Source organism: Geomonas anaerohicana (assembly GCF_016458305.1).
GTDB classification, from domain to species: Bacteria; Desulfobacterota; Desulfuromonadia; order Geobacterales; family Geobacteraceae; genus Geomonas; species Geomonas anaerohicana.
This window is the reverse complement of record NZ_JAEMHL010000009.1, coordinates 151,294-165,959: the sequence shown is the minus strand read 5'-3', so window position 1 is coordinate 165,959 and position 14,666 is coordinate 151,294. Positions and strand designations below refer to the sequence as shown.

The 14,666-nt window shown below is 63.9% G+C and carries 18 protein-coding genes; 13 read left to right on the top strand and 5 right to left on the bottom strand.

What is annotated here, in order from left to right; translation table 11 throughout:
- Positions 1-30: 30 nt before the first annotated feature.
- Positions 31-480, top strand: a complete 450-nt coding sequence (locus JFN91_RS16485; protein WP_199390281.1) for a YbhB/YbcL family Raf kinase inhibitor-like protein — start codon at positions 31-33, stop codon at positions 478-480.
- 64 nt (positions 481-544) lie between these two features.
- Here JFN91_RS16485 and JFN91_RS16480 read toward each other — a convergent pair whose 3' ends face one another.
- Together JFN91_RS16480 and JFN91_RS16475 are read right to left on the bottom strand one after the other, a co-directional pair.
- The gene (locus JFN91_RS16480; RefSeq protein WP_199390280.1) at positions 545-952 is read right to left on the bottom strand and encodes a bacteriohemerythrin; all 408 of its coding nucleotides are present in this window, start codon (positions 950-952) and stop codon (positions 545-547) included.
- Between the two features lie 86 nt (positions 953-1,038).
- A complete protein-coding gene (locus tag JFN91_RS16475) occupies positions 1,039-1,407 on the bottom strand; it encodes a hypothetical protein (RefSeq protein ID WP_199390279.1) in 369 nt (122 codons plus the stop codon).
- Between the two features lie 183 nt (positions 1,408-1,590).
- On the opposite strand from JFN91_RS16475, the gene JFN91_RS16470 reads away from it, so the two are divergent.
- Complete coding sequence (locus JFN91_RS16470; RefSeq protein WP_199390278.1) at positions 1,591-2,697, top strand: lipid II:glycine glycyltransferase FemX; 1,107 nt, start codon at positions 1,591-1,593, stop codon at positions 2,695-2,697.
- Between the two features lie 120 nt (positions 2,698-2,817).
- Positions 2,818-3,015: an ArsR family transcriptional regulator gene (locus JFN91_RS16465; protein ID WP_199390277.1), complete on the top strand. Its 198-nt coding sequence runs from the start codon at positions 2,818-2,820 to the stop codon at positions 3,013-3,015.
- Between the two features lie 170 nt (positions 3,016-3,185).
- Here JFN91_RS16465 and JFN91_RS16460 read toward each other — a convergent pair whose 3' ends face one another.
- From JFN91_RS16460 to JFN91_RS16450, 3 genes are read right to left on the bottom strand one after another with little or no spacing between them, the layout of a single operon-like run.
- On the bottom strand, positions 3,186-4,820 hold the full coding sequence (locus JFN91_RS16460) for an ArnT family glycosyltransferase (protein ID WP_199390276.1): 1,635 nt from the start codon (positions 4,818-4,820) through the stop codon (positions 3,186-3,188).
- Entirely contained in the window at positions 4,792-5,085 is a 294-nt protein-coding gene (locus JFN91_RS16455) for a lipid-A-disaccharide synthase N-terminal domain-containing protein (RefSeq protein ID WP_199390275.1), read from the bottom strand. Before JFN91_RS16455 ends, JFN91_RS16460 begins: the two co-directional genes overlap by 29 nt.
- Positions 5,086-5,799 carry a glycosyltransferase family 2 protein gene (locus JFN91_RS16450; RefSeq protein WP_199390274.1) on the bottom strand — a complete coding sequence of 238 codons (714 nt, stop codon included), beginning with the start codon at positions 5,797-5,799 and terminating at the stop codon, positions 5,086-5,088.
- Between the two features lie 235 nt (positions 5,800-6,034).
- Between JFN91_RS16450 and citC the strand changes: the two genes are divergently transcribed.
- The 10 genes from citC to JFN91_RS16400 all read left to right on the top strand — a co-directional run bounded on the left by citC (position 6,035) and on the right by JFN91_RS16400 (position 14,525).
- On the top strand, positions 6,035-7,036 hold the full coding sequence (gene citC, locus JFN91_RS16445) for a [citrate (pro-3S)-lyase] ligase (protein ID WP_199390273.1): 1,002 nt from the start codon (positions 6,035-6,037) through the stop codon (positions 7,034-7,036).
- Positions 7,033-7,296, top strand: coding sequence for a citrate lyase acyl carrier protein (citD, locus tag JFN91_RS16440; RefSeq protein ID WP_199390272.1), 264 nt, complete (start codon positions 7,033-7,035; stop codon positions 7,294-7,296). The genes citC and citD overlap by 4 nt, the downstream gene beginning before the upstream one ends.
- Positions 7,297-7,773, top strand: a complete 477-nt coding sequence (locus tag JFN91_RS16435; RefSeq protein WP_183350207.1) for a PPC domain-containing DNA-binding protein — start codon at positions 7,297-7,299, stop codon at positions 7,771-7,773.
- The gene (locus JFN91_RS16430) at positions 7,773-8,693 is read left to right on the top strand and encodes an HpcH/HpaI aldolase/citrate lyase family protein (RefSeq protein WP_199390271.1); all 921 of its coding nucleotides are present in this window, start codon (positions 7,773-7,775) and stop codon (positions 8,691-8,693) included. Before JFN91_RS16435 ends, JFN91_RS16430 begins: the two co-directional genes overlap by 1 nt.
- Complete coding sequence (citF, locus tag JFN91_RS16425; RefSeq protein ID WP_199390270.1) at positions 8,680-10,218, top strand: citrate lyase subunit alpha; 1,539 nt, start codon at positions 8,680-8,682, stop codon at positions 10,216-10,218. The genes JFN91_RS16430 and citF overlap by 14 nt, the downstream gene beginning before the upstream one ends.
- The gene (locus tag JFN91_RS16420) at positions 10,193-10,687 is read left to right on the top strand and encodes a citrate lyase holo-[acyl-carrier protein] synthase (protein WP_199390269.1); all 495 of its coding nucleotides are present in this window, start codon (positions 10,193-10,195) and stop codon (positions 10,685-10,687) included. Before citF ends, JFN91_RS16420 begins: the two co-directional genes overlap by 26 nt.
- Entirely contained in the window at positions 10,677-11,492 is an 816-nt protein-coding gene (locus tag JFN91_RS16415; protein WP_199390268.1) for a triphosphoribosyl-dephospho-CoA synthase, read from the top strand. Before JFN91_RS16420 ends, JFN91_RS16415 begins: the two co-directional genes overlap by 11 nt.
- 204 nt (positions 11,493-11,696) lie before the next feature.
- A complete protein-coding gene (locus tag JFN91_RS16410) occupies positions 11,697-12,749 on the top strand; it encodes a phosphatase PAP2 family protein (protein ID WP_199390267.1) in 1,053 nt (350 codons plus the stop codon).
- 2 nt (positions 12,750-12,751) lie between these two features.
- Entirely contained in the window at positions 12,752-13,492 is a 741-nt protein-coding gene (locus JFN91_RS16405) for a class I SAM-dependent methyltransferase (RefSeq protein WP_199390266.1), read from the top strand.
- 139 nt (positions 13,493-13,631) lie between these two features.
- Positions 13,632-14,525 (top strand): ATP-binding protein, encoded by an 894-nt coding sequence (locus JFN91_RS16400; protein WP_199390265.1) that lies wholly within the window; start codon positions 13,632-13,634, stop codon positions 14,523-14,525.
- The last annotated feature ends 141 nt before the right edge of the window (positions 14,526-14,666 follow it).

Sequence of the window (14,666 nt, the reverse complement as noted above, 5' to 3'; positions counted from 1 at the left end):
CGGCGCCGGTACAGGACAAGGGGGTGACTCATGGAAAAGATGCGTGTGACCAGCCCGGCCTTCCAGGACAACGGGCGCATTCCCGCGCGGTATACCTGCGACGGGGACAACATGAACCCCGAACTGAGGTTCGAGAACGTCCCGGCCGGCACCAAATCGCTGGCGCTGGTCATGGAGGACCCGGACGCCCCGAACGGGTTGTGGGTGCACTGGATACTCTGGAATATCGGCCCCAGGGTGACGACGCTGGTGGAGCAGGCCGAGCCGCGCGAGGTGGTGATCGGGAAGAACAGTTGGGGGCATAACCAGTACGGCGGGCCCTGCCCACCCTCGGGGAGCCACCGCTACATCTTCCGGCTCTATGCGCTGGACACCACGCTGGACCTGGCGGGGACGGCGAGCAAGGGGCAGCTGGACGTGGTCATGCAGGACCACATCCTGGCGGAGGCCTCCCTCACCGGGATTTACAGCGCGGAATAAAAGGCAGTGGCAGTAAAGAGAAGGGTAGAAGGCACCGGGTCATACGGCCCGGTGCCTTTTTCGTTCAGGATTCGCTGCGCTCGTTGATGAAGTTGGTGAAGGCGCGGTCGGTGTTCTGGATGTGCCCCACCAGCCAATCCTTGAGAAAGACCAGTACGTCGATGGCCACGAAGGACTCGCCGGCATCGGAGCGGTCCTTGAAGTTGTGGATGGAGTTGATGAACTTGCGGTGGGCGGCGGCGTGCGACGCTGCCGCGGCATACTCAAGTTCCGCCATCAGCCGCTCCTCGGTACCGAAATGGTACTGGGAGTAATCGAGCAGCTCAGCAACCACTTCCTGAAGTTCGTGGCTGTGGTCGTGCAGCATGAGCGCACGGTAGCACCGGTTCAGGATGTCGACCAGCTTGTGGTGGTCTGCATCCATCTGAGGCATGCCGAGGATCAGTGTATCGTCCCACTCTACCAGTGTCATTGGTTACTCCACCTGCAACTGTCAAAAATAAACCGCTCGTCATATTCTTCGGCAAGAGCCGGGGAGAACTGCAACCTTTTTTGCGGCTACTTGAATGCGATCACTTCCAGGTGGCCGTAGTCCCCGCGCTGTGCCTTGAGGGCACGCCGCTCGAACTCTCTCTCCCTTCTTTGTCGCGCGACCTCTGCCGGTTCGCGGCCGGCGGCGTTCGCCAGCGCCCGCTGCAGCACCAGCCCGCCCACCAGCAGCGAGGCCAGGGCGTACCTGCGTTTGTAGATCAGGCCGAGCGCGCCTCCCACCAGCAGCGCTGCCCGGGGGTCGCGCAACAGCTCCAGGGCCGACTGCAGCCCGAGCTTCAGGTTCAACTGCCTGACTTGCGGGTCCAGGTTGCCCCGCTGGTTCTCCCGGTAGTTGAGGGGGAGGTCCGCCAGCTGTGCCAGATTGTCGCTGTTCATGCGTTAGCTCCTTTTGCCGGGGATGACGACGAAGGTTATCTTAACAGCGCGACACGGTTACTCAATAACCGCCATGTTTTTTTCGCCGGCGCCGGTGGGAGGTCTGCCGGCGCTTGACTTAGCCACCATCACGGATAAAGTGGGGTTTTGTTAATTTTTGGAGAGTGGTGTGGGGGAATCGTCATGGCTGCCAACGTGCGCAGGGAGCTGGCCGAGGGGACCCTCGGCAACAGTGTCAGCATCATCGACCCGCTGCGTAACCACCGCTGGGATCGTTTTGTGGAGCAGCATCCCTACGGCTGGATCACGCACCTGTCGGGATGGAAGCGGGTACTGGACCAGAACTTTCCTCACATGACCGGATATTACCTGGTCCTCAACGACCCCTTGGGGGAGATCCGGGCCGCGCTGCCTGTGTATGCCGTGGAGAGCTGGCTCATGGGACGGCGGCTGGTGAGTATCCCCTTTGCCACCCTGTGTGACCCGCTGGCGACCGAGGCTGCCGACGTGGAGCTGCTGAGCGAGGCGGTGCTGCGCCTGGCGGAGCGGCTGGGCATCTCCCGGGTGGAGATCAGGACCGCGGCGGCCGCCCATTTGTTGGACCGGGACCGGTTCCATGTCGACTGCCTGCACAAGCACCACTTCCTGCCGCTTTGCGAGGATCCGGAGCTGGTCAAACAGCGCTTCCACCGCACCTGTGTGCGCCAGCGCATAGCCCGCGCCGAAAAGAGCGACCTCCGTCTGATTCGGGGCAAGCGCGAGTCGGATCTCAGGGAGTTTTACCTGCTGCACCGGATCACCAGGAAAAGGAAAGGGCTGCCGCCGCACCCTTACCAGCTGGTGAAGGCGCTCTGGCAGAACTTCGGACCGCAGGGGCTGGTGGAGTTGCTGCTGTGCCGCAGGGGAAAGGAGACCATCGGGGGGGTGCTCCTCTTCAAGTACAAAAGCCGGGTTTCCATCGAGTACTCCGCGGTCAACGCCCTGCACAACGACTCGAGCCCGGTGCATTTCCTGTTCTGGAACGCGATCCGTGAGGCCTGCCTGGAGGGATACGGCGTACTAGACTTCGGGCAGACCTCGGTGCACAACAAGAGCCTGATGGAGTTCAAATCCCACTGGGGGGCGCAGGTCAGCGACCTCCCCCATTTCCTCTACCCCAACATACCTCCCCGCTCCTGCGCAGCGACGGAGGAGTCCATGGCCAAGAAGTTGCTGCAGTTCGTCTGCAACAAGGCGCCCGACACGGCGCTCAGCTACCTGGGGAATTTCTGTTACCGCCACCTGGGATAGCGACGGTTGGTTTTGAGGGGTTCTCTGCTACCCTTTTCAACGTCGGATTGGTATTCACTAACGATCCGGCGAGCAACAGCGGTTCGGGATCATCCCACACCGGGATGAAAGGAGGAAAACATGGCCGAGGCAAGAAGGATCCAGATTCAGGAGGCGCGCAGAAAAGTGCAGGCAGGTGAGGCGCTCTTCGTCTGCGCATACGACAGCGAGGAGATGTGCGGCGGCATCCGCCTGGAGAAGGCCTGGACGCTGGGCGAGTTCAACGCCAGGCTGCCCGAGCTGAAGAAGGACCAGGAGATCATCTTCTACTGCAACTGACCGCAGGAGCACACGTCTGCCGGTCGGGCAGCTGAATTTGCAGAGAAGGGATACACCAAGGTCTGGGCGCTGCAGGGTGGCGTGAACGCCTGGAAAGAGGCGGGGTACAAGTAAAGGAAGATGCAAGCAGTGAAAAGGGCCCTCCGGCAGTTGCCGGAGGGCCCTTTTTGTTATTCGGCGTCGGTCGCGTCGGGCGACTCCTTCTTGTCCGGCGCCTCGCCCAGGAAGGTGGCGATGCCGTCCCGGGTCCACATCACCGCCTGCTTGCTCCGGAAGGGCTGCAGGAAGTAGTAGTCCTTGGGGTTTATCGCTACGGTGTCCTTCTCGTAGGTGATCAGCGCGATCTTATCGTGGCTCGCCGCGTAGGCACGGATCTGGTCGCGGCTGGGGAGCTCGACCAGGGGCTGGCTCAGCCGTCCCATGAAATGGAACTGGCCGTGATACTTGCCGGCATGCAGCACCTGGTATCCCTCGGCCTGTTTCTGGAGCACCGCCGCCGCGATCGGGTGCAGGTCGTAGCGCTGGAACATGGAGTTGCCGCCGACCAGGACCAGCACGCAGCAGGTCAGGGAGGCCCCCGCGACCTGGTTGACCAGGGCCGGCATGGTGCGCGGGCGCAGCATGAAGAGCACTATGCCCAGCACGATCAGCCCGGCTGCCGCGATCCGGATCTCCATGAGGTCGAAGTGCTTCAAAAGCCTGCCGTGCTTGATGAGGGACGCGGTGATCAGGCCGGCGCCGAGGAAGAGGTACAGGCCGGCGATGGGAAGCCGGAAGCGTGCGGCTTCCCCCTGCTCTTCGGCGATGCTCCTGGCCATGAGCAGGCTGAAGGTCGGCAGCACCGGGATCAGGTAGTGCACCTGCTTCCCGCTCAACAAAGAGAAGATGACGAGGCTTCCTCCGCCCCAGACCAGCGCCATCTTGAAGCCCGGGTCGCCGGAGAGGCGCTTCCAGGCCCGCCAGGCGGGAGGGAACAGGGTCCAGGGCATCAAAAGGGTCGGGATCCAGGGGAGATACCACCAGATGGGGCGCCTGTGCGCGAAGGACTTGGCCATGCGGTGCACCGTTTGCCCCCACAGGATGGCACGCCGGTAGGTTTCGCCCCCGGTGAGCGCGGCGGGGACCAGCCAGAAGAGCACCACCCCGATGCCGATCAGCAGCGAGAGCCCGAGCCAGGCGAACCACTTGCCGGAAAAGCGCTCCTTGGGAACCCAGAGAAAGCCGAGCAGGGCCACCGGGAGGACGTACACCAGCACCACCGGCCCCTTGGTGAGGATGCCGCCGCCGATGGCGACGCCCAACTGCAGGTACCAGGCGAGGCGGTGTTCCCGGGCCGCGGAGACCACCGCCAGCACGGCGAGGAGCACCCAGAAGGCCAGGATCACGTCGAACATGATCACCGAGGACCAGAGCAGGTAGGAGAGCATCGAGGCGAGGATGACCGCCGCGTAGCGCGCCACCTGCCGGTCGTCCCACAGTTTGAGCGCGATGCGGTACACCAGGGTGAGGTTCACCAGGCTGAAGATGAGCGGGATGAAGCGCAGCGTCCCCTCGTTGACCCCGAACATGAGCCAGTCCAGGTTCACCAGCCAAAAGAGCAGCGGCGGCTTGTGCGAGTAGGGGAGCCCGTTTTGCAGCGGCACGATGAAGGAGTTATTGTTCCACATCTCCCATGCCACGCCGAGGTAGCGGGTCTCGTCCACCGGGAAGTAGGGGAGCAGCAGGGACATGACGACCCCGGGGATCATCAGGATCGCGAAGGGGAGTCCCAGCTCCCTAATCAGCGGCCGGATCGTTTGCGGCATCTTTCTTTTCCTTGTGGATGAAGAAGAGGTTCCTGAGGTAGACGGTGGTGCCGAAGGCCTGTCCCAGGATGAAGACCGGGTCCTTGCGGTACAGGGAGTAGACCAGCAGGATCAGCGATCCGAAGATGCTGAAGTACCAGAATGATTCCGGGATGACGCTCTTTCTCTTTCTCTCGGTGGCGATCCACTGCACCACGAAGCGCATGGTGAAGAAGAACTGCCCGGCCAGGCCGATGGCCACCCAGGCCTTTTCCGTTAAAACCATCTAGTCGCACCTCGTGATCTTTACGTTCTTTGCGCGCATGCGCAGCCAGCACACCCCGAAGATGTCGACGATGCCGACCCAGAGACGGTTCAGGGTGCCGTACTTGGAAATCCCGGCGGTGCGCGGGCGGTGGTGCACCTCGACGGAAATGACGTCGCCACCCTTCATCTTGATCAGTGCGGGGAGGAAGCGGTGCATGTGGTCGAAGAAGGGGAGCTCCAGGAAGGCGGAGCGGTAGAAGACCTTGAGGCCGCACCCGGTGTCGGGGGTCTCGTCGCGCAGGAACGAGCGGCGGTATGCGTTGGCGAGCTTGGAAGAGATGATGCGCCAGGGCGGATCGTCCCTCTTCTTGCGGTACCCTGCCACCATCTTCAGGTTGGGGTTGTCGCTTTTCAGGATCGCCTCGATCATCTTGGGGACATCGGCGGGGTTGTTCTGGCCGTCGCCGTCCATGGTGGCGATGATGGCGCCGCTGGCCTGCCTGATGCCGGTGGCGACGGCGGCACTCTGCCCGTAGGCGCGGTCGTGCTGGACGACCTTGAGGGAGGGGACCGTGTTCTTCAGGGCGAGCAGACGCTTATGGGTGTCGTCGGTGCTGCCGTCGTCCACGACGACGATTTCACACTCAAGCCCGGTGGCCACGATTTCCTGTACCAGGTTGCCGATATTGTCCGCCTCATTGTGGGCAGGTATCACGATTGAGATAGTGGTCATAAATTCTCTGTCTTTTCAAATGGATGCTGCAATAATGTGTCCCAGTGGACAATTCAACAACATAGCACAAGCCCATACGCAAATCATAGCTTTTTCTATATGGTAAACCGTGATCTTCCGCTGCTATCAAGGCTGATCAGGGAACTGTCCTGCAGTCAGCGACGGGGAGGAAGAGAGCAAGGAAAATTTGGTATACGCGGTTACGTTTACAACTGTTTAGTGCTAGTCTTTGCGGATGGTTACTTCTCTTCTTTCCAGCGATGATCTCACCCAGGCCCGTGCCCTTCTGGAAGCAACCGGCCTGCAGTTCGAGACTCCCTATGACGACATGGTCGGCATCTTCGAAGCCGGGCGCCTGGTCGCGGTCGGCGCGAGGCAGGGGCGCACCCTGAAGATGCTGGCGGTAGCGCCGTCGCACCAGGGGGGGACCCTCCTGGACGAGGTGGTCACCGAACTGGTCGGACGCGGCTACCAGGAGGGGGTGGACTCCTTTTTCGTCTTCACCTCGCCCGCCCTGGCACCCAACTTCGAGACGCTCAATTTCCACCTGCTGGCGGCCTCCGGCAAGACCGCGCTCCTCGAGTACGGCGACGGCCTCAAACGCTACCTTGCCCGTTTCACCCGCCTGGTCCATCCCGGCAACAATGGCGCCATCGTCGCCAACTGCAACCCATTCACGCTGGGACATCGCTACCTGGTGGAGCAGGCCGCGGCCGCCGTGGACCAGCTCTTCCTCTTCGTGGTGCGCGAGGAACGCTCCCTGTTTCCCTTCGGCGCCCGCATGCGCATGGTGCAGGACGGCACCGCCGATCTCGCCAACGTCACCGTGGTCGATACCTCGTGGTACGCCATCTCCAGCATCACCTTCCCGACCTATTTCCTCAAAGACGGGGACCCCGGCGGGGCCATCCAGATGGAACTCGACCTCACGCTCTTCGCGCAGCGGATCGCGCCGCATTTCCAGGTGAAGACCCGGTTCGTCGGGAGCGAGCCGTTGTGCGGCACCACCGCCGCCTACAACGAGGCCATGCACCGCATTCTTCCCCCCCTGGGGATCGAGGTGCGCGAGATAGAGAGAAAGAACGCGGACCAGCACCCGATCTCCGCTTCCCGCGTGCGCGATATGCTGCTGCGCGGCGAACTGGAGGGGATCGCGGAACTGGTGCCGGTCAGCACCCTGGACTTCCTCCTTTCCAGCGAGGGGATCAAGATCTGGGACAAGGGAGGAGCTAGATGAAGATCGTGAAGAAGGCGCAGGCCGGGACCATGCAGTCCAGCGACCTGATGGTGTTCCTGGAGCCGGCCGAGACGCTGAACGTGACCATAGAGTCGACGGTCCTGAAGCAGTTCGGGGCGCTGATCCGGGCCAAGGTCGACGAGGTGCTGGCAAAGCACGGCGTCGAGGCGGGAGAGGTGCGCATCACCGACCGCGGAGCGCTGGACTACGCCATCGAGGCGCGCCTGGAGACGGCGATCATGCGGGCAACGGAGGGGTAAATGGAAGGTCTCTGGTACAAGGAGTGCAGTAACGGCAGGCGCTTCATCATCAAGATCACGCCGGGGGAAAGCCTCACCACCCGGTTGTTGCAGTTCGCCCACCTGACTGACGTGCGCTACGCCATGATCGTCTCCGCGCTGGGCAGCGTCAAGAACGTGCGCCTGCGCGGGATCAAGACCGGCGCCAAGCTTCCCATCACCACGCCGCGGGTCACCATCCACGACATCGAGGGGCCCTGCGAGCTTTTGGGGCTGCAGGGGAACATCGTCCCCGGCGAGGATGACCTCCTCGACTGCCACTTCCACATCATCATGTCCAAATCTTCGGGCGAGGTCGTCGGAGGGCATCTCTACGACGCCGAGGTCTTTGCCACCTGCGAGATCGTGCTCACCGAGCTGGACGTCTCCGGCGTCGAGCGCCACGTTTCCAAGGTCGGGGGGATCCCCACCATCTACATCGACGAGGAGGCGCCCTGATGGCCGGCTTCAAGCTGCGACGCTCCCTGCTTTACGTCCCGGGCAACATGCCCTCCATGCTCCAGAACATCCCCATCTTCAACTGCGACAGCGTCATCATCGACCTCGAGGACGCGGTGCCCCTCTCCGAAAAGGACGCGGCACGCCACCTGGTCAAGCGCTTCCTCATGAACTACACCGACCGCAACAAGGAACTGCTGGTGCGCATCAACCCGCTGGACACCAAGTGGGGCTATGAGGACCTGAAGGTGGTGCTCCCCGCCATGCCCGACGGCATCCGGCTCCCCAAGGCGGACACCCCGGAGATCGTGGAGCGGCTGGATACGCTTTTGACCGAGTTCGAGGAGGAACTGGAGGTGGAGATCGGCCGCTTCGGCATCCTCCCGTCGCTGGAGAGCGCGCTGGGCGTCATCAACGCCGTCGGCATCGCCAACAGCTCCGAGCGCATCTTCGCCCTTGCCTTCGGCGCCGAGGATTACACCGCCAGCATGGAGATCGAGAGAAGCCGCGGCGGCGAGGAACTCTTCAACGCTCGCACCCGGGTACTCTGGGCCGCCAAGGCCAAGGGGATCCAGGCGGTGGACACCATCTTCGCCGACGTCTCCGACATGGAGGGGCTCCGGGCCGAGACCGAGCTGGCCAAGAGGCTCGGCTACACCGGCAAGTGCCTGGTCAACCCGCGCCAGATCGAGGTGGTGCACGACGTCTTCGCCCCCAAGCAGCACGAGGTGGAGTACGCCCTGCAGGTCATCGAGGCGATCCAGAGGGCGCGCCAGCTGGGCACCGGCGTCATCGCCCTGGGGGGCAAGATGGTGGACGCCCCGGTGGTGAAGCGCGCCGCCCGCGTGCTGCGCACCGCCTACGCCCACGGCATGGTGGACACCCTGATCGACGAGGAGGCGATACATGGCGCTCAATAGCCTGGGACGGGAGATCCCGGAAAGCTACGCGGGGCAACCGCTCATCCCGTACGGCGACCCCTACGCCATCCGGCCGCAGGGACTGGTGGCGGCCCGCCCCATGAAGCGGGTCAACCCGGGGCACAACAAGCGCCTCTCCTCGCTGCGGGAGGCGATCGAGGCGAGCGGGCTGAAGGACGGCATGACCATCGCCACCCACCACAGCCTCCGAAACGGCGATTTCCTTTTGAACCGCATCGTGGCCGAGATCGCGGAGATGGGGCTCAAGGGGATCTGGATCGCCTCCTCCTCGGTACATCCGGTACATGCCGAGATCATCCCGCACATCAAGAGTGGCGTCATCGCCGGCTTCCAGTGCGGCGTCAACGGCCTGATCGGCGAAATGGCCACCAAGGGGGAGATCGCCTGCCCCATCGTGGTCCGCACTCACGGCGGGCGCGCCCGCTCGGTCATCGAGGGGAGCGTGCACATCGACGTCGCCTTCATCGCGGCGCCGTGCTGCGACGAGTTCGGCAACATGAACGGCTACTATGGCCCCTCGGCCTGCGGCAGCCTGGGGTACGCCCAGATCGACGCCACCTATGCCTCCTGCGTCGTCGCGGTCACCGACAACCTGGTCCCCTTCCCGGTAGTCCCGATCAGCATCCCGCAGACCCTGGTGGACTACGTGGTGGTCGTGGACCGGCTCGGCGACCCGGCCAAGATCGTCTCCACCACCACCCGCGTCACCACCGACCCGGTCGGCCTGCAGATCGCAAGCTATGCCTCGCAGGTGATCGAGGCTTCGGGCCTTTTGCAGGACGGCTTCTCCTTCCAGACCGGCTCGGGCGGCATCTCGCTGGCCGTGGCCGAAAAGGTGCGTAACGCCATGCGCAAGGGCTCCATCAAGGGGAGCTTCGGCTGCGGCGGCATCACCGGCTACTTCGTGGACATGCTGGAAGAGGGGCTCTTCTCGGCCCTCATGGACGTGCAGTGCTTCGACCAGGAGGCGGTGCAGTCCATCGGCAGGAACCGCGCCCACCAGGAGATCAGCGCCGACATGTACGCCAACCCCTTCAACGCCGGGGCGGTGGTGAACCGGCTCGACTGCGTCATCCTCGGCGCCACCGAGGTGGACACCTCCTTCAACGTCAACGTGAACACCGAGTCCAACGGCTACCTGCTGCACAACACCGGCGGGCACTCCGACACCGCGGCCGGCGCCAAGCTCTCCATCATCGTCGCCCCCTCCATCCGCGGGCGGCTCCCCATCGTCAGGGACCGGGTCACCACCATCACCACGCCGGGCGAGACCATCGGGGTGGTGGTCACCGAGCGCGGCATCGCCGTGAACGAGAAGCACGCCGAGCTGAAGGAGGAGCTGATCCGGAGGAAGCTCCCGGTGAAGGATATCTCCGAGCTGCAGCGGGAAATCTGCCGGGTGACCGGCACGCCGCGTCCCCTGGAGTTCGAAGACGAGGTTGTGGCGGTGATCGAGTATCGGGACGGGAGCATCATCGATGTCGTCAGACGCGTTAAGGAATAGCCTCCTGGCCGCCCGGGACCGGCGCCAGGAGCTTCTGGACGGGCTGTTCCCGACCCCGTTCCCGGCCACGGTGATGCTGTCGCTGAACCTGCCAGGGGCGGAGAAGACCGGGCCGCACGCGGACCGGCTTTTTGCCTGGGGCGAAAAGGAACTCCTCTCCGCCCTCAAGGTGACCCCGGCCTTCTCCGGTGCCGATGCCCTGGGGCCCTTCGCCCTGTACCGCACCCGACTCCAGGCGACGCAGGTGAAGCGGCTGGGTATGGCGCTGGAGGCCATGCATCCGGCCGGGCGGCTTCTGGACCTCGACGTCTACGACCATGCCGGCCGCCAGGTCGGTCGCGCCGAGCTGGACATCGCCCCCCGCAGTTGCCTGATCTGCCGCGAGCCTGCCCTCGCCTGCATTCATGCCAAGCGGCACTGCACCGAGGAACTGGTGCTGAAGGCACGGGCGGTGATCGATGCCATCTGAATTGAGGCGGCTGGCCGACAACCTGGTGCGCGGCGCCTTCCTCGAACTCTACCTGACCCCCAAGCCGGGGCTTGTCGACCTGAACGATCCCGGCTCCCATCACGACCTCTCCATCAACCGCATGGAAGCTTCCCTCGCAGTGGTCTCCGACTATCTTGGCCGGCTGGCCGACTCGCTGGCGCAGGGCGAGGAACTTGCGGCGCAGGTGCGGCTGGGAATCGAGGCCGAAGCGGCCATGCTGGAGCACGCCGGCACCAACTGCCACAAGGGGTACATCTTCCTGAGCGGCCTTTTGCTGACCGCGGCCGCCCGGTCCGGAGGGGGAGGGGAGGCGGCATTGAGCGCAGCGGTCGCCGACATCGCCGCCCGACTGTTCGACCGGGAACAGCAGGAGAAAAGTAACGGCAGCCGCGCCTGCGACAGCTACGGCGCCCGCGGCATCAGGGGCGAGGCCATGGACGGGCTCCCGGCGCTGTTTCGGGAGGCGCTCCCCGCGTTTCGCCGCGAGCTCGCCGCGGGCAACAGGGGAAGCGCGGTGTACGCCATGCTGGGACGCCTGATGGCCACGGTGGAGGACACCACCGCGCTGCATCGCTGTGGCAGGGAAGGGCTGGCCACGGTCAACGAGGACGGCCGGGCGCTGGAGCTTTTGGTCGAGCAGCGCGACGACTTCATGAGATTTCTGTCCCAGCGCAACGAGCACTACGTAAGCCGCAACCTCACCATGGGAGGCGTGGCCGACCTCTTGGCCCTCTCTTTTGCCTGGCTTAGCCACACCGGCGAATTGGAGCCCGCTCCGCAGTAGCAGCACCGTTTGACAACGTGTGGTTAATGATCTTTAATTTCGCCTATGGCTCATTACACCGTGACCTATAGCGCGATCGCCCTCCTGCTTTTTCTAGGCAGCCCCGCATCCGCGGCAGCCGCTGCCGACTACTCCACCGCACCCGCATTCCGGCATTGCCAGGATTTTGTTCCCGCCTCAGCTTTGGCAGGGCATGAGCCGTCGTTGCCGTGGTCCCCCGACTTCGAATCCGCGAGTTATACCCCTTCCGAACATGCCCTGGCTGAATCTACCCTTCCCCCCCTCCCCTTGCGGGAGGGGGCTGGGGGGTGGGGAAAGCTGCCATCGCCAACTGAGCTTGCCGCCGCTGAGTCCACCTCCGTAGAGGACGACGACTTCCTGATCCGCCCCGACGGCGCTGCCGGTTCGAGCGCCGGTGGCCCGGCCGCCACCGGCGACCCGCGCATCAGCGCGCAAGATCCGCCGCCCACCTGGCGCTGGCACCGGGCCGGCATCCCGGAATACGTTGGCGTCGCCGTCCTGGGGGCAGGGGCCATCTACGTGGAAAGCGCGCATGGCGATCCGGAGCCGAAGTGGAAGGGGACCAACGGTTTTGACGAAGCCGTGCGCGACGCCCTGCGCCTGCACTCGAGGGGCGCCCGCGAGGTGGCGCACGATGTCGGTGACGCACTGATGTACGGCATGATAGCAGCGCCGGTGCTCGACTCCTTTGCCACCCTGGGCCTTCGTGACGGCGCCTGGGATACCCTGTGGCAGACCGAGGTGGTCAACCTCGAATCCTTCGCCTTCACCTCATTCGTTTCCTCCCTGCTGCAGAACCTGGTGGCGCGGGAAAAACCCTTCGTGCGCAACTGCAGAAACGGCGCCTGTGAAGGGGATGCTCCCAACCGGAGCATGCCCAGCGGCCACGTCGCCTTCGCCTTTACCGGAGCCGGGCTGGTCTGCAACCATCACCAGTACCAAGAGCTCTACCACGATCCCGATGCCGACCGGACCGCCTGCTGGACCGGCATGGGACTCGCGGCTGCCGACGGTATCGCCCGCATCATGGCCGACCACCACTACGCCACCGACGTGATGGCAGGGGCCGCCATCGGCCTCTTTTCCGGATACCTGCTCCCCCGCCTGCTGCACTACAACGACCTTGAGAAGCCGAAACCAGAAAAATCAGGCAGTAACTCCGTCATCAAGGGACTTTCGTTCCGCCCGCTTATTATCGCGGGGGGCGCAGGTATCGCGTGCGAGATGAGGTACTAGTCATGGGCGCTGGTGAAAGGGACGAGGCCTCCTCCAGGCATCCTTGGGAGATGGCGCGGGCCGGGGCGCTGGCCCAGCTGTTGGCCAACACGCTCCACGAAGGGGTAAAGGTGCTCGGCGTCGGCTGCGGCGACGGCTACCTGTGCCGCACCGTTTTCGGCCGGCTCTCGCGCAAGGAGGTGGCGGCGGTCGATCCGGACCTTCCCGAGGCGCGCCTGAACGAACTGGAGGCGGAACCCGGGATCAGCTACGGGCGAGACCTTCCGCCGGCAAGAAACAGCTACGACCTGACCCTCATCGTGGACGTACTGGAACGGGTCAAGGACGACCGGGGCTATCTGAAGCGGGTGGTGCGGCAGCACGTTGCCGCCAAGGGGCGCGTCCTGGTCACCGTCCCCGCCTTCGACGCGCTCTACAGCGGTCATGACTGGTTCCGCGGCCACTATCGGCGCTATCGGCTGCGGCAGGTGGAGCAGTTGGCCTGGAGCGCCGGGCTGGTCGTGGTCAGTTCCGGGTACCTGTTCGGCTCGCTGCTCATTCCGAGGTTCCTGTCCTCCCGGCTCTACCACTGGGGCAGGGTGCGGGACCGGGGGCGCTGGCGTGGCGGCCGCCTGCTGGGCGCACTGGTCGCCAAGCTCCTGACCTGGGACAATGCCCTGATGATCGCCCTGGCGCGGGCCGGAATCCTGCTCCCCGGAGCGACCGCATGGGCGCTGTGCGAGAACCGGCGCAACTGCAATTGACACATTGTTTTAATTTGACAGCAGGCTCTCCGATAACGTATACAGATTTAACAAAATTACCAGGGGTTACTTAGGCATGGGTGTTTCATCAGAACAAACTGCCGGTTCGGAGCCCACCACACAGAGGACGGAAAAGTACATGCTGAATCTGAAACCGGAGGTCGTAGCCCAGCTCGAGCGCGTGCTGAGCTCTGTCGAAATGTTGCTCCCCAAGGCGGTCAAGGCCGTCAACTGGGCCACCTGCCCCGCCGCCAACTGGCGCCGTCATTCCTTCTCTGGATACCTGGAGGCGGTCAAGGTCACCGACCAGACCAGGCTCGACGACCTGTTGGGCTGCGAGAAGCAGAAAGAGATCATGGTGTACAACACGCGCCAGTTCCTGAAGGGGCTCCCGGCCAACAACGCGCTGCTGTGGGGCTCGCGCGGCACCGGCAAGTCCTCCATGGTGAAGGCGCTCTTGAACGAATACGCCGCCGAGGGACTGCGCGTGATCCAGGTGGAGAAGGAAGACCTGATCTACCTTTCCGAGATCTTCAGCGCGGTCGAAGACCAGCCCTACCGCTTCATCCTTTTGTGCGACGACCTCACCTTCGAGATCGGCGAACTCTCCTACAAGATGCTGAAAAGCGCCCTGGACGGGTCGGTGTACTCGGCCCCGGAGAACGTGCTGATCTATGTCACCTCCAACCGGCGCCACCTGCTGCCGCAGTACAACACCGACCTCCTGGGCGGCAAGTACGTGAACGGCGAACTGCAGGAGAGCGAGGCGATGGAGGAGAAGGTCTCCCTCTCCGACCGTTTCGGCCTCTGGGTAGCCTTCCACGTCTTCACCCAGGACCGCTACCTCGACGCGGTGCGCCAGTGCGTCGAGCGCGAGGCGAAGGCCCGCAAGGTGAGCATCCCCTGGAGCAAAGAACTGGAGCTGGACGCGATCCAGTGGTCGCACGACAAGACCAAGCGCTGCGGCCGTACCGCGATGCAGTTCTCCAAGCACTGGGTGGGGCGCTACCTGCTCAACCAGGCCTCCGCGTGACGACCGGTCTCACGGCGGTTCCGATGCAACTCACGGCGCGCTCCTGAAAAGGGGCGCGCCTTTTTTTTCATGTGAGACGGCGCGTGTCGTCTCTAAGTGTTAAAATTCCTGTCTCGGAAAAGGTTTTGAAGTGGTGCTTAT